Origin of the sequence: Propioniciclava coleopterorum, from assembly GCF_011393335.1 — a bacterium.
In the GTDB taxonomy this organism is placed as follows: Bacteria; Actinomycetota; Actinomycetes; order Propionibacteriales; family Propionibacteriaceae; genus Propioniciclava; species Propioniciclava coleopterorum.
Map to the genome: position 1 here is coordinate 3,497,218 of NZ_CP049865.1, position 22,253 is coordinate 3,519,470.

At 72.8% G+C, this 22,253-nt stretch carries 13 protein-coding genes and 4 pseudogenes; 5 read left to right on the forward strand and 12 right to left on the reverse strand.

Annotation, left to right across the window (positions count from 1 at the left end):
* The first annotated feature begins 73 nt into the window (after positions 1 to 73).
* Positions 74 to 781: a helix-turn-helix domain-containing protein gene (locus G7070_RS16600; RefSeq protein ID WP_166234661.1), complete on the forward strand. Its 708-nt coding sequence runs from the start codon at positions 74 to 76 to the stop codon at positions 779 to 781.
* Positions 782 to 881: 100 nt separating this feature from the next.
* On the forward strand, positions 882 to 1,283 hold the full coding sequence (locus G7070_RS16605; protein ID WP_166234662.1) for a VOC family protein: 402 nt from the start codon (positions 882 to 884) through the stop codon (positions 1,281 to 1,283).
* Positions 1,284 to 1,334: 51 nt separating this feature from the next.
* Here the strand turns inward: G7070_RS16605 and hisH are convergent, their stop codons facing one another.
* The 4 genes and pseudogenes from hisH to hisD all read right to left on the reverse strand — a co-directional run bounded on the left by hisH (position 1,335) and on the right by hisD (position 4,968).
* Positions 1,335 to 1,943, reverse strand: coding sequence for an imidazole glycerol phosphate synthase subunit HisH (hisH, locus tag G7070_RS16610; RefSeq protein WP_206080157.1), 609 nt, complete (start codon positions 1,941 to 1,943; stop codon positions 1,335 to 1,337).
* A 5-nt stretch (positions 1,944 to 1,948) separates the two neighbouring features.
* Positions 1,949 to 2,560 (reverse strand): imidazoleglycerol-phosphate dehydratase HisB, encoded by a 612-nt coding sequence (gene hisB, locus G7070_RS16615; protein ID WP_431977908.1) that lies wholly within the window; start codon positions 2,558 to 2,560, stop codon positions 1,949 to 1,951.
* 7 nt (positions 2,561 to 2,567) lie between these two features.
* Positions 2,568 to 3,656, reverse strand: a pseudogene (locus G7070_RS19105) (histidinol-phosphate transaminase); the annotation flags it as partial.
* Positions 3,650 to 4,968: pseudogene (gene hisD / locus G7070_RS19110) on the reverse strand (histidinol dehydrogenase). The pseudogenes hisD and G7070_RS19105, both read right to left, overlap by 7 nt.
* Positions 4,969 to 4,988: 20 nt before the next feature.
* Between hisD and G7070_RS16625 the strand changes: the two are divergent.
* Both G7070_RS16625 and ybaK read left to right on the forward strand, forming a co-directional pair.
* Positions 4,989 to 5,726: a DUF554 domain-containing protein gene (locus G7070_RS16625; RefSeq protein ID WP_166234664.1), complete on the forward strand. Its 738-nt coding sequence runs from the start codon at positions 4,989 to 4,991 to the stop codon at positions 5,724 to 5,726.
* Positions 5,727 to 5,741: 15 nt separating this feature from the next.
* Entirely contained in the window at positions 5,742 to 6,236 is a 495-nt protein-coding gene (gene ybaK, locus G7070_RS16630; protein ID WP_166234665.1) for a Cys-tRNA(Pro) deacylase, read from the forward strand.
* Between the two features lie 17 nt (positions 6,237 to 6,253).
* Here ybaK and G7070_RS16635 read toward each other — a convergent pair whose 3' ends face one another.
* The 3 genes and pseudogenes from G7070_RS16635 to dnaE all read right to left on the reverse strand — a co-directional run bounded on the left by G7070_RS16635 (position 6,254) and on the right by dnaE (position 11,238).
* A complete protein-coding gene (locus G7070_RS16635) occupies positions 6,254 to 7,108 on the reverse strand; it encodes a CHAD domain-containing protein (protein WP_166234666.1) in 855 nt (284 codons plus the stop codon).
* Positions 7,109 to 7,121: 13 nt separating this feature from the next.
* Positions 7,122 to 7,664, reverse strand: coding sequence for a hypothetical protein (locus G7070_RS16640; RefSeq protein ID WP_166234667.1), 543 nt, complete (start codon positions 7,662 to 7,664; stop codon positions 7,122 to 7,124).
* Positions 7,665 to 7,709: 45 nt separating this feature from the next.
* Positions 7,710 to 11,238 (reverse strand): annotated as a pseudogene (gene dnaE / locus G7070_RS16645) (DNA polymerase III subunit alpha).
* Between the two features lie 219 nt (positions 11,239 to 11,457).
* Here dnaE and rocF point away from each other — a divergent pair.
* The gene (gene rocF, locus G7070_RS16650) at positions 11,458 to 12,324 is read left to right on the forward strand and encodes an arginase (RefSeq protein ID WP_206079843.1); all 867 of its coding nucleotides are present in this window, start codon (positions 11,458 to 11,460) and stop codon (positions 12,322 to 12,324) included.
* 51 nt (positions 12,325 to 12,375) lie between these two features.
* On the opposite strand, the gene G7070_RS16655 is transcribed toward rocF, so the two are convergent.
* The 5 genes and pseudogenes from G7070_RS16655 to gltB form a co-directional block, all read right to left on the reverse strand.
* Positions 12,376 to 12,891 (reverse strand): DUF1697 domain-containing protein, encoded by a 516-nt coding sequence (locus G7070_RS16655; RefSeq protein WP_166234668.1) that lies wholly within the window; start codon positions 12,889 to 12,891, stop codon positions 12,376 to 12,378.
* Complete coding sequence (locus G7070_RS16660) at positions 12,888 to 14,282, reverse strand: FAD-dependent oxidoreductase (protein WP_206079844.1); 1,395 nt, start codon at positions 14,280 to 14,282, stop codon at positions 12,888 to 12,890. Before G7070_RS16660 ends, G7070_RS16655 begins: the two co-directional genes overlap by 4 nt.
* A gap of 104 nt (positions 14,283 to 14,386) precedes the next feature.
* Entirely contained in the window at positions 14,387 to 15,796 is a 1,410-nt protein-coding gene (gene mgtE, locus G7070_RS16665) for a magnesium transporter (protein WP_166234669.1), read from the reverse strand.
* Between the two features lie 373 nt (positions 15,797 to 16,169).
* The gene (locus tag G7070_RS16670; protein ID WP_166234670.1) at positions 16,170 to 17,636 is read right to left on the reverse strand and encodes a glutamate synthase subunit beta; all 1,467 of its coding nucleotides are present in this window, start codon (positions 17,634 to 17,636) and stop codon (positions 16,170 to 16,172) included.
* Positions 17,629 to 22,145 (reverse strand): annotated as a pseudogene (gene gltB / locus G7070_RS16675) (glutamate synthase large subunit). Before gltB ends, G7070_RS16670 begins: the two are co-directional and overlap by 8 nt.
* Positions 22,146 to 22,253: the final 108 nt, after the last annotated feature.

Consider the following 22,253-nt stretch of genomic DNA (forward strand, 5'->3'; position numbering starts at 1 on the left):
GCTCCGGGCCAGTGGGTCGCGCCGTGCAGCCCGGCCCTTGACGCCGGGTGCTCGCGGCGCGTGTCCTGGGAGCATGCAGTCCGTCACCCCCGTCGCCGATCGCCTCCGCGGCCTGGTCGAGTCGTGCGTGGCGTTCGACGTCGCCACCGACCCGGACGCGACCCATCACGGGCTGCCCTCCCCCGCCGCCACCGTCATCGCCGCGTTCGGCGACCCGCTGGACTGCGGCTGGCCCGACGGCGGGCAGCGGGGCAGGTGGCGACTGCTGGTGGCCGGACTGCACCGTGGACCGGCGCTCGTGCACACCCACGGGCGGGTGCGCGGCGTGCAGGTCGCCCTGACGCCCCTCGGCGTCCGGGCGTTGTTCGGGGTACCGATCGGCGCGCTGGCCGGGGTGATCGTGGAGGCCGAGGACCTGCCCCGGGGACCCGCCGCGGCCCCGCTCGACGCGCTGGCCCGCCTCCCCCGGTGGGCGCAACCGGCCGCCGTCCAGGCGTGGCTGCTCGGGGCGCTGGGGCAGCCGGCCGCCCCGGCGCCCGAACTCGTCGAGGCGTGGCGCCGGATCCGGCGGGACGCGGGCGACGCCCGGATCGAGGGCCTCGCCGAGCACGTCGGGTGGTCGCGCCGGCGGCTGACGCGGCGGTTCACCGCCGAGTTCGGCGTCAGCCCCAAGCAGGCGGCCGGGATCGTCCGCTTCGACCGGGCGCGCCGCCTGTCGGCGCAGGGCGTGGGACTCGCCGAGGCGTCGGCCCGCGCGGGTACGCCGACCAGTCCCACATGACGCGCGCCTGGCGCGGGTTCGCCGGCGACACCCCCGTGGCGACGCTGCGGGAGACCCGAACGTTCAAGACCGCCGCCGACGCCGAGGGGATGATCGACCCATGACCACACCACAGTTGTACGCCTGCCTCACCTACACCGACGCGGACGCCGGCCTGGCGTTCCTCACCACCCTGGGGTTCACCGAGGTGCTGGTGGTCCGCGACCAGAATGACCCCACCCGGATCGTGCACGCCCAGCTGCGCTGGCGCGACAACGGCGGCCTGATGTTCGGCAGCCACCGCATGGACGACCTCGCCGACGTCCTGACGCCGGGCGGCGCGGTGGTGAACCTGGTCGTGGCGTCCGACGCGGACGTCCAGGCCACCGTCGACCGTGCCGTCGCCGCCGGTGCGACGCTGGTGCAGGAGCCGCACCGCCCGCCGCACGGCGGCGTGAGCGCCCTGATCGGCGACCCGGAGGGGAACTACTTCAACATCGACTCCTACCCCGGCGAGGACTGACGCGGACCCCGGGGCGGCTGCCGAACGGACCCGGCGGCCGGTTCAGGCCGTTCAGGCGAGCGTGTCGACCCAGTTGCGGAGCAGCCTGGCGCCCGCGGCGCCGGACTTCTCCGGGTGGAACTGGGTGCTGCTCAGCACGCCGCGCTCGACCGCCGCGACGACCCGGTCGCCGCCGTGCTCGACCCACGTCACCGACACGTCGTCGGGGAACGGGCCGGCGTGCACGCCGTAACTGTGCACGAAGTAGAACCGCTCGTCGGCCACCCCCGCGAACAGCACGGAGCCCTGCGGCGCCTCGACGGTGTTCCAGCCCATGTGCGGCAGGCGGGTCGAGCTGAGCTCGGCCACCCGGCCGGGCAGGACCCCGACGCCGGGGGTGAGCACGCCGTGCTCGTCGCCCTCGGTGAACAGCACCTGGTGGCCGACGCAGATGCCCAGGACGGGGCGGCCCAGCCGCAGCCGTTCCCGGATCAGCGCGGGGCCGCCGACGGCCTCCAGGCCCGCCATGCAGGCCGCGAAGGCGCCCACGCCGGGCACGACGAGGCCGTCCGCGGCCAGGGCCACGTCGACGTCCGCGGTGAGGACGACCTCGGCGCCGGTCGCGGCGAGCGCGCGCGTCGCCGAGTGGAGGTTGCCCGACCCGTAGTCGAGCACGGCCACCAGGGTCACAGGGCGCCCTTGGTGGAGGGGATCTGGTCGGCCATCCGCGCGTCGGGCTCGACGGCGGTGCGCAGCGCGCGGGCCAGCGCCTTGAACTGGGCCTCCACGATGTGGTGCGGGTCGCGGCCGCGGACCAGGTCGAGGTGGACGCACAGCCCGGCGTTGATCGCCAGGGACTCCACCACGTGGTAGGTCATCGACCCGGCGTACGGGACGCCCGAGCCGCCGATGAGCGCGTACACCTGGGCGTCCGGCTCCCCGGCGCACACCACGTAGGGCCGGCCCGCGACGTCGACGACGCACCGGGCCAGCGCCTCGTCCAACGGCACGAGCGCGTCGCCGTAGCGGCGGATGCCGCGCTTGTCGCCCAAGGCCTCCTTCAGGGCCTGCCCGATGACGATGGCGGTGTCCTCCACGACGTGGTGGCCGTCGATGTGCACGTCGCCGGTCGCCTCGACGGTCAGGTCGATGAGGGAGTGCTTGCTCAGGGCGGTGAGCATGTGGTCGTAGAACCCCACCCCGGTGCTGATGTGCGAGGTGCCCGTCCCGTCGAGGTTCAGCTCGACGGTGATCGTGGACTCGCTCGTGGTCCGCTCGATGCGCGCGGTGCGTGCCATCACTCCCCATCCTCGGGGCGTCCACGCGGGCCAGGGCCGCGTAGAACGCCTCCATCTCGTCCGGGGTCCCGGCGCTGACGCGCAGGAAACCCTCGGGTCCGGTCTCGCGGACCAGGACGCCCTGGTCCAGCAGTTGCTGCCACGCGGCGTGCCGGTCGGCCCACCGCCCGATCAGCACGAAGTTCGCGTCCGAGTCGACCACCTCGAAGCCCAGCTCGGGGCCGCGGCGCAGCAGCTCGTCGCGGGCCGCGCGGAGGTCGTCCACGCGGGCCAGCATCTCATCGGCGTGCCGCAGCGCGACCGAGGCCACCGCCTGCGTCTGGGCCGAGAGGTGGTAGGGCAGCCGGACGATGCGGCAGGCGTCCACGATCGCGGGCGCGGCGGCCAGGTAGCCCAGGCGTCCGCCGGCGAAGGCGAACGCCTTGCTCATGGTGCGGCTGACCACGAGGTTGCCGAACCGCGGCAGCAGGGTCAGGGCGGTGTCCTGCGGCATCCGGGCGAACTCCTGGTAGGCCTCGTCCACCACCACGATCGCGTCCGTTCCGGCCAGCACCTTCTCGATCTCGGCCAGCGGGGTCGACGTGCCGGTGGGGTTGTTCGGCGTGGTGATCAGCACCACCGCCGGGTCGTACTCGGCGATCGCGGCCAGCACCAGGTCGGCGTCCAGGGTGTGGTCGGCGTGCCGGGGCGCGGCGACGTAGTCGGTGTGGGTGTTGCGCGCGTACTCGGGGTACATCGAGTACGTGGGCGTGAACGACAGGACGCGCCGACCCGGCCCGCCGAACGCGCCCAGGATGTGCGTCATCACCTCGTTGGAGCCGTTCGCGGCCCACACGTTCGCCACGCCGAGCCCGTGACCCAGGTAGTCGGCGAGCTGGCCGCGCAGCGCGGTGAACTCCCGATCCGGGTAGCGGTGGAACGCGCCCGCGCGGATCGCCTCGGCCATCTCGGCGAGCGTCTCCTCCGAGGGCGGGTAGGGGTTCTCGTTGACGTTGAGGCAGACGGGCACGTCCAGCTGGGGGGCGCCGTAGGGCTCCTCGCCCACCAACTCGGGACGCAGCGGCAGGTCGGCCAGCGCCGGGTTCGGCTTCACCAGCGATCCCCCGCCTCGCGCTCGGTGCGCACCGTGATCGCCGCGGCGTGGCCGGGCAGCCGCTCCTCGGTGGCGAAGGTGACGACGGTGGGGCCGACCTCGCGCAGCGCGGCCTCGTCGTAGTGGATCAGGTGGACCGTCTTGGTGAAGCTGCGCACCGTCAGCCCCGAGCCGAAGCGGGCGTTGCCGGCCGTGGGCAGCACGTGGGTCGAGCCGGCGGAGTAGTCCCCGAGCGGCACCGGGGACCACGGGCCGACGAAGATCGCCCCGGCGTTGCGGACGCGGTGGGCCACCTCGTAGGCGTCGCGGGTGTGCACCTCGAGGTGCTCGGCCGCGTAGGCGTCCACGACGGCCAGGCCCTGCTCGAGGTCGTCCACGAGCACGACGGCGGACTGCGGCCCGGTCAGGGCGGTCCCGATCCGCTCGCTGGTGCCCAGGGCCGCCGTCCGGTCGGCCAGGAGCGCGTTCACGGCGTCCGCCAGCGCGGGCGAGTCGGTGACCAGCACCGAGCCCGCCATGGGGTCGTGCTCGGCCTGGCTGATCAGGTCGGCGGCGACGAACGCCGGATCGGCGGTGTCGTCGGCCAGGACCGCGATCTCGGTGGGGCCGGCCTCGGAGTCGATGCCGACGATGCCGCGCAGCAGCCGCTTGGCGGCCACCACGTAGATGTTGCCCGGGCCGGTGACCAGGTCCACCGGGTCGCACAGGCCGGGGACGCCGTGGGCGAACATCGCGATCGCCTGCGCGCCGCCGACGGCGTACACCTCGTCCACGCCCAGCAGGTGGCATAACCCGAGGATCGAGGGGTGCGGGTAGCCGCCGAACTCGGCGCTCGGCGGGGTCGCGACGGCCAGGGACTCCACGCCGGCGACCTGGGCGGGCACCACGTTCATCAGCACGCTGGACGCCAGCGGCGCCAGGCCGCCGGGGACGTACAGCCCGACGCGTCCGACGGGGACGGTCTTGGTCTCCACGACCGCACCCTCGGCGACCTCGACGGTCGCCAGCGTCGGCGTCCCCTCGGTCTCGGCGACGGCGCGGCGGCGGCGGATCGACTCGACGAACGCGGCCCGCACCTCCGGGTCGAGGGCGTCGGCGCAGCGGGCGAGTTCCTCGACCGGGACGCGGATCTGGGCCGGCACGACGTGGTCGAACTGCTCGGCGAACGCGCGCAGCGCCACCTCGCCGCGCTCGGCGACGGCGTCACAGATGGGGCGCACCACATCGAGGGCGTGCTCGACGTCGAAAGCCCCCGCGGCACCACCGTGCGGTAATCGGGGTTTGTTCCTCGGACATCGATCAGACGTAGCTCCACGGGGGTGATTGTATGGCGCCATGTTCATCGGGCTCGGCACGGTCGCGAACGTGGTCACCGTCGCCGCGGGGGCCGGCCTGGGGTTGCTGCTCGGCGACCGCATCCCGGAGCGCACCCGCCACACCATCACCGACGTGCTCGGCCTCATCACCATGGTGCTGGGGATCAGCTCGGCGCTGACGGTGTCCTCGGCGGCCATGGCGGACGCCGTGGGCCCGGGCGCGCCGATGCTGATCGTGCTGGGGTCGCTGCTCTTCGGCGCCGTCGTGGGCTCCGGGCTGCGCCTGGAGGACCGGCTCGAGGGCGCCGCCGAGCACCTGCGCCGCCGCTTCGCGGGCGCGGGCGAGGCGGGGACGTTCGTCTCGGCGGTCGTCACCCCGACCCTGCTGTTCTGCGTGGGGCCGCTCACCATCCTCGGCTCGCTCTCCGACGGGCTCGGCCGCGGCGCCGATCAGCTGCTGGTGAAGTCGGTGCTGGACGGCTTCGCGGCCATCGCGTTCGCCAGTTCGCTCGGCTGGGGCGTGCTGTTCTCGGCGGTGGCGGTCGGCGTCCTGCAGGGCGGGCTGACGCTGGCGGCGTTCCTGCTCGGCGACCTGTTCTCCGCCGCCCAGATCGACGCGCTCACCGCGACCGGCGGGGTGATCCTGATCGGGCTCGGCCTGCGGCTGTTGAACGTCAAGAGCATCCCCGTGGGCGACCTGCTACCGGCCCTCGTCGTCGCCCCCATCCTCATCGAGGTCGTCGCCGCGCTGCGGTGAGAACGAAGGAGACCCATGGCCAGGAAGAAGGCGCCCGGCGCCACCCCCGCGCTCGCGGCGCTCGCCGCGGCCGGCGTCCCGTTCACCGCGGTCGAGTACACCCACCACGACGACAGCCACGACTTCGGCGCGGAGGCCGCCCGCGAGACCGGCATCCACCCCGACCGGATCTACAAGACCCTCATCGTGTCCGTCGCTCCCGGCCGGCTCGCGGTGGGCGTCGTGCCGGTGAGCGGGCGGCTCGACCTGAAGCGGATCGCGGCCGCGCTCGGGGGCAAGAAGGCGGAGATGGCCGACCCCCGGGCCGCGGAGCGCAGCTCGGGCTACGTGCTGGGCGGGGTCTCGCCGCTCGGGCAGCGCACGCCCCTGCCGACCGTCATCGACGCCTCCGCCCGTGGCTGGGACGTGATGTACGTCTCGGGCGGCAAGCGGGGGCTGCAGCTCGGCCTGGCGCCCGACGACCTGGCGCGCCTCACCGGCGCCACGTTCGCCGCCATCGCCGGCTCCTGACCCCCGGCCCCGGCGGCTCAGGCGCCCGCCGGCGGCGTGCGCGCCTCCTGCTCCAGCGCAGCGGTCAGCGCCTCGGCGCCCGCCCGCAGGGCTCCCTTCGAGCGGTCCTGCTCGGCCTGGAGCAGCAGGCCCCACGTCCCCTCGGCCGACGGGGCCAGGTCGCGCAGCAGGGCCTGCGACACCGTCGCGTCCTGCAGTTCGCCCAGCGCCTCGGTGACCGCCTCCCACGCGGGCGCCCGCCCGGGGTGGGCGCCGACCGCGCCGGCCAGCTCGTAGCCGTACCGGACGGCCTTGGCGGCCTTGCGGGCGTCGTGCCAGGCGTCGGGCTCCTCGGGCCGCGCTCCCGCCCGGGCCGCCGCCCGCGCGGCGCGCGTCACGGCGGTGGCCAGCGGCACCGACAGGGCGAGCGTCGCGGGCAGGTCGGCGTCCGGATGCAGCCCAGGGGCGGCGCGCCACGCCGCCAGCCGTTCCCGGACGCCGTCGGCCCAGGCGCCGTCCCAGACCTGCGCCAGGGCGGCGCCAGCCGCGGCGCGCCGGGAGGCGGCCGCGGCGAGCACCGCGTCCCTGCTGTCGGGGTCGGCGTCGGCACCCAACTCGGCCAGCACCTCGGCGACATGTTCGGCCCAGACGTCGGCGTCCCGGACCTCGCCGAGCGCGAGGCCGAGGTCACGCAGGTCGCGCCGCAGCCCCGGGTCCTGGGCCAGCAGCCCGGCGAACGTGGTGAACAGGACGCGCAGCCGGCGCACGGCGACGCGGGAACGGTGCACCGCCTCGACCGAGCCCGCCGCGACCCCCGCGCGGTTCGCAGCCAAGGTCGCCGCCTGGGCGTCCGCCCAGGCCAGCAGCGCCGCGCGCCCGGTCGCCGACGGCACAGGCGCGGGGGCGTCAGGTTTCGATGAGCGCGGCGGGTTCGAGGTCATCGTCGGTCACGTCCGCGGTGCCGCGGCCGCGGCGTCGGGGTTCCGCGTCGGGGTCGGCGTCCATCTCGGGCCCCAGCGAGGCCGCGAACAGGGGGATCGCCACCGCGGCGAACACCCAGATCGCGAGCGCGGACGGGGTGGTGAGTTCGAGCGCCATCCGGACCGACTCCCCCGCCTTCGCCGAGGCCATCCGCTGCGCGAACTGGCCCGGGCCGATCAGGGAACCCAGCCCCCAGCAGGTGACGCCGCCGAGCAGGCTCAGCAGGGCCGTCAGCAGCGCGACTGGCCAGCCGACCATGCGCAGCAGGATCCAGGTGGCCACGCCGATCGCCGCCCCGCCCAGCACCGCCAGCACCGAGAACCAGAAGTCGGCCGAGAACGCCTCGGCCAGATCGCCGTCGCTGATGACGGCGTGGCCGTCGGTCTGCACCACGTACGACGGGAGCACGGCCAGGTTCGCCCACACCAGGGCGCACACCGCGCCCACGAGGATCGCAAGGATCGCCATGGTGCCGGTGCGGAACGCCGCCGTCTTCAGGGCATGGCATCCATGCTAAGCGTTCACGCACGAGGGCCCGAGCAGCGCCTTCAGGTCGGCCACCAGGGACCCCGACTGCTGGACGCGCAGCCGGTCGTCCAGCCGCCACACGGTGGCCCGCTGCGGGCTGACCAGCCGGACGCGCACCTCCTGGGTGCCGGGGTGCTGGCGCAGCGTGAACTTCAGCTGCTCGACCACCTCCGGCGTGCAGCGCGCGGTGGGCAGCGAGATCGTCACGGGACCCGCCTGGGCGGTGCTGACGTCGGGGAAGGAGACCTCCTGCGCCGTCAACTCGACCGACTCGTCGCGCTCGCGGAGGCGTCCGCGGATCCGCACCACCACGTCGGTGCCCAGCGACATCGCGACCGGGGCGTAGGCCTTGTTGAAGACCATCACCTCGATCGGCGCCTCGAGGTCCTCGACCGTGAGGATCGCCCAGATCTTGCCGTCCTTGGTCTGCTTGCGCTGGATCCCGGTGATCATGCCGCAGATCGTGACCATGCCCTCCTTGGGGCCGTCCTCGGCGTTCAGCGCCGCGATACCGAGGTCGCGGTTGGCGGCCAGCACGTGCTCGAGGCCCTGCAGGGGGTGGTCGGAGACGTAGAGGCCGAGCATCTCGCGCTCGAACGCCAACCGCGTCATCTTCTCCCACTCGGGCAGGTCGGGCACCGGGCTGGACGCCAACGCGCCCGCCCCCTCGCCGTCGTCGCCGAAGAAGTCGCCGAACAGGTCGTCCTGGCCGTTGGCCTGGTTGCGCTTGAGGTCGACGACCTCGTCGACCTTCTGCTCGAACACCTCCATGAGGCCCCGGCGGGTGTGGCCCATCGAGTCGAACGCGCCTGCCTTGATGAGCGACTCGATGACGCGCTTGTTGCAGACCACGGCGGGCACCTGGTCCAGGAAGCCGTTGAAGTCCTTGGCGCGCCCGCTCTCCTCGCGGGCCTCGAGGATGCCCGCCACGACGTTGTTGCCGACGTTGCGGATGGCGCCCAGCCCGAAGCGGACGTCGGTCCCGACCGGGGTGAACCGGCCCTGGGACTCGTTCACGTCGGGCGGCAGCACCTTGATGCCCATGCGGCGGCACTCGGCCAGGTAGATGGCGGACTTGTCCTTGTCGTCGCGCACCGACTCCAGCAGCGCGGCCATGTACTCGGCCGGGTAGTGCGCCTTGAGGTAGGCCGTCCAGTAGGACACGACCCCGTAGGCGGCGGCGTGGGACTTGTTGAAGCCGTAGGCCGAGAACGGCACCATCGTCTCCCACAGCGCCGCGATGGCGGCGTCGGAGTAGCCGTTGGCCTTCATGCCGGCCTCGAAGTTGACGAACTCGGCGTCCAGCACCGACTTCTTCTTCTTGCCCATGGCGCGGCGCAGCAGGTCGGCGGCGCCGAGGCTGTACCCGGCCAACTCCTGCGCGATCTGCATGACCTGCTCCTGGTACACCAGCAGGCCGTACGTCTCCCCAGCAGCCGCTCCAGCGGCTCGGACAGTTCCGGGTGGATGTGCGTGACCGGCTGCTGGCCGTTCTTGCGCATCGCGTAGTTGACGTGGGTGTTGGTGCCCATCGGCCCGGGACGGTACAGGGCGCCCAGGGCGGTGATGTCGGCGAACTGATCGGGCCGCATGAGGCGGCACAGGGCGCGGTAGCCCGAGCCGTCGAACTGGAACACGCCCAGGGTGTCGCCCCGGGCCAGCAGCTCGTAGGTCGCGGTGTCGTCAGGGGTGCGCGCCAGGGCGTCGAGGTCCAGTTCGACGCCCGCGTTGATCTGCACGTTCTTGACGGCGTCGTCGAGGATGGTCAGGTTGCGCAGCCCCAGGAAGTCCATCTTGACCAGACCCAGCGTCTCGCACGTCGGGTAGTCGAACTGGGTGATGATCTGGCCGTCCTGCTCGCGCTTCATCACCGGGATGACGTCGAGCAGGTTCTTGGACGACATGATGACGCCGGCGGCGTGGACGCCCCACTGCCTCTTCAGGCCCTCGATGCCGCGCGCGGTGTCGACCACCTCGCGGACGTCGGGGTCGTTCTCGTACATCTCCCGGAACTCGGTGCCCTCGCCGTAGCGCTCGTGCTTGGGGTCGAACACCTGCGCGATCGAGACGTCGGAGCCCTGCACCGGCGGGGTGTACGCCTTGGTGATCTGCTCCCCCAGCGCGTACGGCTTGCCCAGCACGCGGCCGGAGTCCTTGATCGCCTGCTTGGCCTTGATGGTGCCGTAGGTGACGATCTGGCAGACCTTGTCGTCGCCGTACTTCTCCGTGACGTACTTGATGACCTCGCCGCGACGACGCTCGTCGAAGTCGACGTCGAAGTCGGGCATCGAGGGGCGTTCCGGGTTGAGGAAGCGCTCGAAGATCAGCCCGTGCGGGTGCGGGTCGAGGTCGGTGATCTTCATCGCGAAGGCGCACATCGAGCCGGCGCCCGAGCCACGGCCCGGGCCGACCCGGATGCCGTTCTCCTTGGCCCACTTGATGTAGTCGGCCACGACCAGGAAGTACCCGGCGTAGCCCTTGCCGACGATGACGCCCTCTTCGTACTCGGCCTGCCGGTAGGCGTAGTCGGGCACGCCGTCGGGAAGCGCTCGTGCAGCCCGCGGTCGACCTCCTTGTGGAACCAGGACTCCTCGGTCTCCCCGTCCGGGACCGGGAACGCCGGCATGTAGATGCCGGTGCCCTCGTCGAAGTCGGTCGTGCAACGCTCGGCGATCGCGAGGGTGTTGTCGCAGGCCTCGGGCAGGTTGCTGAACAGCTGCCGCATCTCAGCGGGGCTCTTGAGGTAGTAGCCCGACCCGTCGAACTTGAACCGGTTCGGGGTGTCCTTGTTCGCGCCGGCGCTGACGCACAGCAGCGTGTCGTGGTCGGCCGCGTCGTCCGCATGCACGTAGTGCAGGTCGTTGGTGGCCACCAGCGGGAGGTCGAGTTGCTTGGCCAGACGCAGCAGGTCCTGGCGGACGCGGGTCTCGATGTCGAGCCCGTGGTCCATCAGCTCGACGTAGAAGTTGCCCTTGCCGAAGATGTCGCGGAACTCGGCGGCCGACTCGACCGCCTGGTCGTACTGCCCGAGCCGCAGGTAGGTCTGCACCTCGCCCGAGGGGCACCCCGTCGTGGCGATCAGCCCCTCGTGGAAGCGGTTCAGCAGCTCCCGGTCGGCGCGCGGCTTGTAGAAGAAGCCCTCCAGCGACGACAGCGAGGACAGCCGGAACAGGTTGTGCATGCCGGCCTTGTCGGCGGCCCACATGGTCATGTGGGTGTAGGCGCCCTTGGACGCCACGTCGTCGCCGGTGCCGTCCCCGAACTGGACGCGCTTGCGCTCGCTGCGGTGCGTCTTCGGCGTCAGGTACGCCTCCAGCCCGATGATCGGCTTGACCGAGCTCCCCTTGGCGGTGGCGTACCACTCGTGGGCCCCGAACAGGTTGCCGTGATCGGTGACCGCGAGCGCGCGCATGCCCATCTGCTCGCAGCCCTTGACCAGGTCTTTCAGACGCGCCGCACCGTCCAGCATCGAGAACTCCGAGTGACAGTGCAGGTGAACGAATTCGTCGCCCATAAGTGTGGTTGTACCTCCCAGGGGCCCAACCCTAGCCGGTGCCCGCGACAATCCCGGGCCGACCGGCCGGGGGTTGCCCGGGGGGGCTCGACGCCTTGCGCGCGGACCGCGCGACCTGAACACTGCCTGCAGGCAACCGCGCCTCCGCACGCCAAGGAGTCGAACCATGGACATCTCGATCATCGGAGCCCCCACCGATGTGGGCGCGAGCGTCCTGGGGTGCCGGCTGGGACCCGGCGGGCTGCGGATCGCCGGCATCGGCACCGCGCTCACCGCGCTCGGTCACGACGTGCGCGACGTCGGCGACGTGTCGGGGCCCCCGAACCCCGCGAGGAGCCCGTCGACGGCTACAAGCACCTCCCCGAGGTCATCGCGTGGAACACGGCCGTACGGGACGCCGTCGCCGCCGAACTGGCCGACGGCCGGCTCCCGATCATGCTCGGCGGCGACCACAGCCTGGCGATCGGCTCGGTGTCCGCCGTCGCGGCGCACTGCCGCGCCCGCGGCAGGAAGCTGCTGGTGGTCTGGGTGGACGCCCACGCCGACATCAACACCGCCGACATGACGCCCTCGGGCAACATCCACGGCATGCCGGTGGCCTGCCTGCTGGGCTTCGGGCCCGACGAGCTCACCGGCATGTCGGACGTGGTCCCGGCGCTGTCGCCGGACCAGGTGCACCAGGTGGGACTGCGCAGCGTGGACGCCGGGGAGAAGCGGTTCCTCGTCGAGCAGGGCCTCATGGTGTTCGACATGCGCTACATCGACGAGGTGGGCATGCGCGAGGCCCTGTCCACCGCGCTCGACGCGCTGGATCCCGACACGCACCTGCACCTGTCGCTCGACGTCGACTTCGTCGACCCCAGCGTGGCGCCCGGGGTCGGGACGCCCGTCGTCGGCGGGCCGACCTACCGCGAGGCCCAGCTCGTCATGGAGATGATCGCCGACACCGGCCGGCTCGGCTCGCTCGACCTCGTCGAGGTCAACCCGGCCCTCGACGTCCGCAACGCCACCTCCGAACTGGCGGTCGATCTGGTGGAGTCGCTGTTCGGCAAGAGCACGCTGCTCCGCGTCACGCCGCTGCCCTGACCGCCGGACGCCTCGGGGCCGCCTGTACCCGGACGGTACGGGCGACCGCCCTCAGGCGACGGTGAGCTTGCGCGACGTCGCGAGGTTGCGCACCGTGACGACCAGCGGCGCCAGGGCGCGCGGGATGCCCGCGGCCAGCTTCGAGGTCGCCTGCCCGGCGCCGAAGCTGAGGTAGGCCACCGTGCCGGCGACGTCCACCGTCTCCGCCGCGGTCGCCAGCCCCGCGAGCCGGGCCTGCGCGTCGGCGTCGATCGGACCCGAGCAGAAGGCGATGGCGGCACCCGGCGCCTCGGGCCGGGGGTGCGCCGCCACCAGCGCGCGCACGGCGTCCTGGGTGAGGACGACCGTCTCGACGGCGAAGCCGAACTCGTCCAGGATGGCGGCCTCGAGCGCCGCCAGCACGCCCGCCGCGTCGAGATCGCTGGTGACGAGCAGGTTGCCGGAGGCGAGCAGGGTCGCCGGGGCCGCAAGGCCGGCCGCGCCCGCGGCGTCCCGCAGCCGCGGCATGGTCACCGTGCGGTGGCCGCCGACGTTGATCCCGCGCAGGAGCGCGACGTACCTGGTCACGCGTCCTCGGGTTCCTCGGGTCCCGGGTCGTCCTCGTGCGTCAGCGGCCCGCCCGCGCGTCCGTGACGCACGAGCTCGGTGAGCGCGTGCCAGGTCGCGACCTTGATCCGCGGGCGGCCGTACGGGACGCCGCGGGCCAGTTCCTCGGCGTCGATGCGCTGCCAATCCTCGAAGGTGGACGGCACGACGCCCCGGGCGGCCAGCACCGCGGCCGCGTCCGGCCCCGTCGGGGACGGCAGCTGCCCCGCGTCCAGGTCGGCCAGCAGCGTGGCGACCGTGGCGGCCGCGTCGGACTTGTTCGTGCCGATCACCCCGACCGGTCCCCGCTTGATCCAGCCGACGACGTACTCGTTGGCGCGCCGCGCGCCGTGCTCCTCCAGGACGCGGCCGGCCTCGTGCGGCACGACGCCGTGCACGTCGTCGAACGGCACGCCGGGCAGCCGGCGCCCGCGGTAGCCGATGGCGCGCAGCGCGAGGTCGGCGTCCACGCGGCGCAACTCCCCCGTCCCCACGACCCGGTCGTCGTCGTCGGGCGCGGTGCGCTCCAGCACCACCTCGGTCAGGTCGGGGTCCCCCTCGAACGCGACGGGGCGCCACCAGAACAGCAGGTGCAGCCGGACGCGCGCGTCCGGCACGTGGCGGCCCAGGACCTCCCTCAGCGCGGCCAGGTTGCCGGTCACGCGCCGGTCGAGGCCCTCCTCGTCGATGCCGTCGAGGTCGGCCGGGTCGAGGACGGGCTGCACGCCCGGCAGCGTCAGCAGCTCCCGCAGCTCGGGCGTGGTGAAGGACGCGTGCTGCGGCCCCCGGCGTCCCACCACGAAGACGTCGCGGACCTGCGCCGCGCGCAGCTCGGCGACCACCGGGACGGGCATGTCGGTGTCGACGATGCGGTCGTGCGGGGCTGCCAGCACGCGGGCGACGTCGATGGCCACGTTGCCCACCCCGAACGCGACGGCGCTGCGGACGCCGGCCAGGGACTGCGGCTCGGCGTCGGGGTGGCCGCAGTACCAGGCCACGAACTCGCGCGCGGAGCGGCTGCCCGGCAGGTCCTCCCCGGGGACGCCGAGGCGCCGGTCCTCGGACGCGCCCGCCGCGTAGATGACCGCGTCGTAGCCCTCCACGAGCTCCTCCTGGGCGATGGTGCGCCCCAGCTCGACCATGCCGAAGAACCGGACCCGGTCGGAGGCGAACGGCGCCGCCAGCGCCCGCTGGATGCCCTGCATGCTGGCGTGGTCCGGGGCGACCCCGTAGCGCAGCAGCCCGTACGGGGTGGGCAACCGGTCCAGCACGTCGATGCGCACGTCGGCGTTGTTCTTCAGCAGGGCGTTCGCGGCGAACAGCCCCGAGGGGCCGGCGCCGACGATCACGACGCGCGGCGGACGCTGCGGCACGGGCACCACCTCCGGTTGCACTGTGGCATCCGCGGCGTCCTGGTTCAAGGGGCGATCCTGCTCAGAGGTCGGGCACCCGGGGCGTCCGTGTCACGGCGTCCGGCTCACAGCGCGACCGCGCGCGCGATCGTGAAGTAGATCATCAACCCGGTGCCGTCCACGATCGTGGCGATCATGGGCGAGGACACCACGGCCGGGTCGATCCCGATCCGGCGCAGGATGAGCGGCAGCACGGCCGCGATCAGCGACGCCCACAGCACGATCGCGGCCAGCGACAACGCCACGGTGAGGATGACCGGGCCGCCGACGCCCAGCGTCCAGGCGCGTGCGGCGCCCATGGCGGCCATCGACAGCCCCAGCAGGACGCCGGTGCGCGACTCCTTCCACACCACCCTGACCAGATCGCGCGCCCGGAGCCCCTCCGACCCCATCGCGCGGATCAGGGTCGTCGTGATCTGGGTGCCGACGTTGCCGCCGGTGCCGATCAGCAGCGGGATGAAGAAGGCCAGTGCGACCACGTGGCTGAGCTCGTCCTCGAACGCGCGCAGCACCGTGCCGGTGTACATCTCGGCCAGGAACAGCACCGCGAGCCACGGGGCGCGGGCCCGCCACAGCCGCCACGGGGACGCCTGCAGGTAGGGACGCCCCAGCGGGGACGTGCCGCCCTGCAGCGCCGCGTCCTCGTCGCCCTCCTCCTCGCGGATGCTCTGGACACCGTCGCGGGTGATGACGCCCAGCAGGACGCCGTCCTCCAGCACCGGGACCACGCCGTCCGGCGAGTCGTCGGCGGCCCGCAGCACGTGCTCCTGGTCGGCGAGCGCCGACACCGACCAGCCGCGCAGCTCGTCGCGCGCGACCATCACGCCGGTGACGGGCGCGTCCGGGTCGGCGACCACGAGGGCGCGCAGCGGGATCCAGCCCAGCAGGGCGGCCTCGTCGCTGAACGCGTGCGCGTGGACCGGGCGGCGGTCGACGTAGACCCCCTCGTCGGCGCAGTCGGGGTCGCGGCGCGCCGCGGCGAGGGCGTCGGCCACGCGGGCGTCCTGATCCACGTGCAGGTAGGCGGGCCGCATCCAGGAGGCCGCGGACTCCTCGGGCCAGGCCAGCAGCCCGCGCAGCAGCGCCGACTGGGCGTTGGGCAGGCTCGCCAGGACGCGGGCGGCCACGTCGGCGTCCAGCGTGCGGACGACGCGGGACGCCTCGTCCTCAGGCAGGAGGCCGAGCAGGCCGGCGGCGGTCGGGGCGGGGACGGCGTCCAGCAGCATCCCGGCGGTGTGGGGCTCGAGCCGGTCCATGAGCCGGGACGCCGACTCCGGCGTGAGGACGTCCGCGAGCTGGGTCAGCTCCCGGCGGTCCAGGGCGGCGACCTGAGCGTCCACCTCGTCGGTGGGCGTGGAGCCGAGCCACAGCGTGACGGCGGCGGGCGTGCGGGCGGCGAGCACCTCGGCCAGATCGGCCGGGGCGCGGCGCAGGCGCTCGAGGGTGGGCGTGGTGGTGCGTGCGAACAGGGGCATGGCGGTGTCTCCCGGTCTGCGGCCGCGCGTGATGCGGCCGCGGGTGCGGCGTGGTTGGCGGGGCGACGCGCCCAGATGTCACCGCCGGCGGCCAGCCCCTGGGGGCGTCAGCGCACGCGGGAGGTCACGACCGGGAGCGTCGTGGGTGACGGACTGTGATCCGGAACGTCCACGGACAACACCTCCTCAGGTCGATCGGGCCACCGACCAGCCTATCCCGTCCCCGTCGCCCGGGCCACCCGGCGGGCCCTGAGCGGGTGCCGTCGGCCGGACGCCGCCCCCGTTCGCCGCGAAACGCCCCCGTCCGACGCAGCCGTCCCCGCTGCAACGCGGGCGGCCGACGCGAACGGGGGCGTCCGGCTCGAGTCGGGCCTCAGACCAGCAGGGGCCGATCGTTGGGCTGGATGGGCTTGGGGAGGTTGGAGCTGCCCTGGAGGTAGGCGTCCACGCCGTTGGCGGCGCTGCGGCCCTCCGCGATGGCCCACACGATCAGCGACTGGCCGCGGCCCGCGTCCCCGGCGACGAACACGCCCGGCACCGAGGTCTGGAAGTCCGCGCCGCGGGCGATGTTGCCCCGGGGGTCCAGTTCGACGCCCAGCTCCTCGACCACGCCGGTCTGCTGCGGGCCGACGAAGCCCATCGCGAGCAGCACCAGGTCGGCGGGGATGACCCGCTCGGTGCCCTCGACCGGGGTGAGCCTGCCGTCCACGAACGTCACCTCCGACAGGCGCAGCGCCGTGACGCGGCCGTCCTCGCCGGTGAACTCGCTGGTGGAGACCGCGAACTGACGGTTGACGTCCCCCTCCTCGTGCGAGGTGCTGACCCGGAAGATCATCGGGTAGGTGGGCCACGGCTGGCCGGCCGGGCGCCCCTCCGGGGGCGTGGGCAGGATCTCCAGCTGCGTCACCGAGGCGGCGCCCTGGCGCAGCGACGTGCCGATGCAGTCCGAGCCGGTGTCGCCGCCGCCGATCACGACGACGTGCTTGCCGGCCGCCGTGATCTGGTCGGCCACGGTCTGGCCCACCGCCGCGCGGTTGGCCTGGGGCAGGAAGTCCATCGCCTGGTGGATGCCGCTCAGCTCGCGGCCGGGGATCGGCAGGTCGCGGGGCACCGTGGAACCGATGGCCAGCACGACCGCGTCGAACCGGTCGCGGAGCTGCTCGCCGGTGATGTCGACGCCGATCGTCGTGCGGGACTTGAAGACCGTGCCCTCCTGCCGCATCTGCCGCAGCCGTCGGTTGAGGACCTTCTTCTCCATCTTGAACTCGGGGATCCCGAACCGCAGCAGGCCGCCGATGTCGTCGCTGCGCTCGTAGACCACCACCGTGTGACCGGCGCGGGTCAGCTGCTGCGCGGCGGCCAGCCCGGCGGGGCCGGAACCGACCACGGCGACGGTCTTGTTGGTGTGCCACTCGGGCACCACCGGCACGACGCGGCGGTCGTCCCACGCCTTGTCGGCGATGGCGACCTCGACGTTCTTGATGGTCACCGGCTCCCGGTTGATGCCGACGACGCACGCCGTCTCGCACGGGGCCGGGCAGAGGCGTCCGGTGAACTCGGGGAAGTTGTTGGTCGCGTGCAGCCGATCGGTCGCCTCGCGCCACTGGTCCTTGTAGATCAGGTCGTTCCACTCGGGGATCAGGTTGCCCAGCGGGCAGCCCTGGTGGCAGAACGGGATGCCGCAGTCCATGCAGCGGGACGCCTGCTGCCGGATGATCGGCAGGACGGCGCGGCCGGGCGAGCCCGGGTAGACCTCGTCCCAGTCCCGGACGCGGTCGGCGGCGGGGCGCCGCTCCGCGAGTTCGCGGGCGACGTTGATGAAACCCTTCGGATCAGCCATGAGCGGCCTCCATCATCCTGGTGGTGGTGTCGTGCTCGTCGAGGCCCTCGGCCTCGGCCCGTTCCCGGGCGGCGATGACACGCGCGTAGTCGCGCGGGAGCACCTTGGTGAACCGATCGCGCCAGGACGCCGCGCCGGCGTCCAGCAGCCCTTGGGCGACGGGCGACCCCGTGGCCTCGGCGTGCTTGCGCAGCAGCGTCTCGATGCGGTCGATGTCGGAGTCGGTCAGCTCGGCGGCGTCCACGAGCTCGGTGTTGAGCCGGGCGGCGTCCAGGTCGAGGATCCACGCCAGGCCGCCGGACATGCCCGCGGCGACGTTGCGCCCGGTCGGGCCGAGGATCAGCGCCTCGCCGCCGGTCATGTACTCGCAGGCGTGGTCGCCCACGCCCTCGACGACCGCGGACGCCCCGGAGTTGCGGACGCAGAACCGCTCGCCCACCTGCCCCGGATGTACAGCTCGCCCGAGGTGGCGCCGTAGCCGATGACGTTGCCGGCGATGATCTCCTCCTCGGCGACGAAGCGGGACGCCTCGTCGGGCCGCACGGACAGGCGTCCGCCCGAGAGCCCCTTGCCGAAGTAGTCGTTCGTGTCGCCCACCAGGCGCAGCGTGACCCCGCGCGGCAGGAAGGCGCCGAAGCTCTGCCCGCCCGTGCCGGTGAACGTCACGTCGATGGTGTCCTCGGGCAGCCCCTTGCCGAGCGTCGCCCTGGTGACGGCGTTGCCGAGCATGGTGCCCACGGTGCGGTCGACGTTGCTGACCGTCGTGGTGATCGTGACCTTCTCGCCACGCTCCAGAGCGGGGGCCGCCTGCGCGATCAGGTCGTTGTCGAGCTTGGCGGCCAGGCCGTGATCCTGGGTGGTGACCCGGTGCAGCGGCCCGTCGGTCTCGACGCGGTGCAGGATCGGGCTCAGATCCAGGCCCTCGGCCTTCCAGTGCTCGATCGCGTCCCTGGTCCGCAGCGCCTCGACGTGACCGACGGCCTCCTCGATGGAGCGGAAGCCCAGCATCGCCAGGTGCTCGCGGACCTCCTCGGCGATGAACTCGAAGAAGTTCACCACGAAGTCGGCGTGGCCGGAGTAGCGGGCGCGCAGGTCGGGGTTCTGGGTGGCGACGCCGACCGGGCAGGTGTCGAGGTGGCACACGCGCATCATGATGCAGCCGCTGACCACCAGCGGGGCGGTGGCGAAGCCGAACTCCTCGGCGCCGAGCAGCGCCCCGATCACGACGTCGCGGCCGGTCTTGAGCTGGCCGTCCACCTGCACGACGATCCGGTCGCGCAACCCGTTGAGCAGCAGGGTCTGCTGCGTCTCGGCCAGGCCGAGTTCCCACGGGCCGCCCGCGTGCTTGAGCGAGGTGAGCGGCGCCGCGCCGGTGCCGCCGTCGTGGCCCGAGATCAGGACGACGTCCGCCTTGGCCTTGCTGACCCCGGCGGCGACCGTCCCGACGCCGACCTCGGCGACGAGCTTGACGTGGATGCGCGCCACGGGGTTGGCGCACTTCAGATCGTGGATGAGCTGCTTGAGGTCCTCGATCGAGTAGATGTCGTGGTGCGGCGGCGGGCTGATCAGCCCCACGCCCGGCGTCGAGTGCCGGGTCCGGGCGACCCACGGGTACACCTTCTGGCCGGGCAGCTGGCCGCCTTCGCCGGGCTTGGCGCCCTGGGCCATCTTGATCTGGATGTCGTCGGCGTTGGTCAGGTAGTCGCTCGTGACGCCGAAGCGACCCGAGGCCACCTGCTTGATCGCCGACCGGCGGGCCGGGTCGTGCAGCCGCTCGGGATCCTCGCCGCCCTCGCCGGTGTTGGACTTGGCGCCCAGCCGGTTCATCGCGATCGCCAGGGTCTCGTGCGCCTCCAGGCTGATGGAGCCGTAGCTCATCGCGCCGGTGGAGAACCGCTTGACGATCTCGCTGACCGGCTCGACCTCCTCCAGCGGCACCGGGGTGCGGGTCGTGTCGAAGTCGAGCAGGCCGCGCACCGTCATCAGCCGGCGGGACTGGTCGTTCACCCGGGCGGTGTACTGCTGGAAGATGTCGTAGCGCTTCTGGCGCGTCGAGTGCTGCAGCCGGAACACGGTCTCGGGGTCGAAGAGGTGCGCCGGGCCCTCGCGGCGCCACTTGTACTCCCCACCCTCGTCCAGGGTGCGGTGCGGCAGGGTGCGGCGGTCGACGGGGTAGCCGATGTCGTGGCGGGACTGGATCTCGCGGGCGATCTGCTCCAGCCCGATGCCCTCGACGCGGCTGGGCGTCCCGGTGAAGTACTTCTCGACGAGCGCGGACGACAGGCCGACCGCCTCGTAGATCTGCGCGCCGGCGTAGGAGGCGATCGTGGAGACGCCCATCTTGGACATCACCTTCAGCACGCCCTTGCCCAGGGCCTTGCGGACGTTGGTGACCGCCTTCTCCGGGTCGACCGTCACGAACATGTCGTGCCGGGCCAGGTCCTCGGCCGTCTCGAACACCAGGTACGGGTTCACCGCCGCGGCGCCGAAGCCGATCAGCAGCGCCACGTGGTGCACCTCGCGGACGTCGCCCGCCTCGACGATCAGCCCCACCTGCGTGCGGGTCTTCTCCCGGACGAGGTGGTGGTGGACCGCCGCCGTGAGCAGCAACGACGGGATGGGCGCCATGTCGATGTTGGAGTGCCGGTCGGACAACACGATCGTGCGGCAGCCGTTCGCGATGGCCTCGCTGACCTCGGCGCAGATCTCCGCCAGCCGGCGCTCGAGTTCCTCGGCCCCGCCGAGCAGCCGGTACAGCCCGCGGACGACGTGCGCCTCGAACTGCGGCTGCGTGCCGTCGCGGTTGATCCGGACGAGCTTGGCGAGCTCGTCGGAGTCGAGCACCGGGTAGCCGATGACGATCTGCTGGCAGGACTCCGGCCCGGCGGACAGCAGGTTGGCCTCGGGGCCGAACGACGCCCGCAGGCTCGTGACGAGCTCCTCGCGGATGGCGTCCAGCGGCGGGTTCGTCACCTGGGCGAACAGCTGGGTGAAGTAGTCGAACAGCAGGCGCGGCCGGTCCGAGAGCACGGCGAGCGGGGTGTCCGAGCCCATCGAGCCGATCGGCTCGGCGCCCGTCTGCGCCATGGGCGCGACGATCATCTTCAGCTCCTCGTGGGTGAAGCCGAAGACCTGCTGGCGCCGCGTCACCGACGCGTGGCTGTGCACGACGTGCTGCCGCTCGGGCAGGTCGGAGAGTTCGAGCCGCTCGGTGATCCAGGCGCCGTAGGGCTGCGCGGCGGCGAGCGTCGACTTGATCTCGTCGTCGTCGATCAGGCGGTGCTCGGCCAGGTCGACCAGGAGCATGCGGCCCGGCTGGAGGCGTCCCTTGCGGACGACGCGCTCCGGCTCGATCGGCAGGACGCCGGCCTCGGACGCGAACACCACCAGCCCGTCGTCGGTCACCCAGTACCGGCCGGGGCGCAGGCCGTTGCGGTCCAGGGTGGCGCCGATCTGGGTGCCGTCGGTGAAGCAGACGGCCGCCGGGCCGTCCCAGGGCTCCATGACCGAGCTGTGGAACGAGTAGAAGTCGCGCCGGGCGGCGTCCATCTCGGCGTTGTTCTCCCACGCCTCGGGGATCATCATCAGCACGGCGTGCGGCAGGGAGCGGCCGCCCAGGTGCAGCAGCTCGAGCACCTCATCGAAGGACGCCGAGTCCGACCCGTCGGGGTTGCAGATGGGGAACAGCCGACTCAGGTCGCCCGGGATGAGGTCGGTCTCGAGCAGCGCCTCGCGGGCCCGCATCCAGTTGCGGTTGCCCTTGACGGTGTTGATCTCGCCGTTGTGCGCCAGGAGCCGGTACGGGTGCGCCAGCTCCCACGACGGGAAGGTGTTGGTGGAGAACCGGGAGTGCACCAGCGCCAGCGCCGAGGCGGTGCGCTCGTCGGTCAGGTCGCCGAACACCTCGCCGAGTTGCTGGGTGGTGAGCATCCCCTTGTAGACGACCGTCCGGGCCGACAGCGACGCGAAGTAGGTGCCGGTCTCGTGCTCGGCGCGCTTGCGCAGCGGGTAGACATGGCGGTCCAGATCGATGCCGCCGGTGCCGCGGCGTCCGGTGACGAACAACTGCTCGAAGTGCGGCATCACGGCCCGGGAGATGGGGCTCAGCGTGTCGTCGCGCGTCGGGACGGGACGCCAGCCGAGCACGCGCAGGCCCTCCTCGATCGCGAGGTACTCGATGCGGTGCTTGGCCTCGGTGCGCGCGGCGTCCTCGCGCGGCAGGAACGCCAGCCCGACGGCGTAATGGCCGGCCGCGGGCAGGTCGAAATCCACCGTCTCGCGGAACAGGTGGTCAGGGATCTGGAGCAGCATGCCCGCTCCGTCACCGGCGCGCTCGTCGGCGCCGGTGGCACCTCGGTGGTCGAGGTTCTCCAGGGCGAGCAGCCCCTGGGCCACGATCTCGTGGCTCGGTTCGCCGCTCAGCCTGGCGACGAACGCGACGCCGCAGGCGTCATGCTCGAAGTCATGCCGGTAGAGGCCCTCATCGGGCCTGTGGGGAAAAATGTTCATTTGTGTCTCCATTCCCGCGGGCTCTGTGGCAGCCGCCGGATCGACGACCTCCTGGCCACACCGCATGGGCGCAGCAGCAGAATAAGGGCACGGGGGCGCGGATTCACA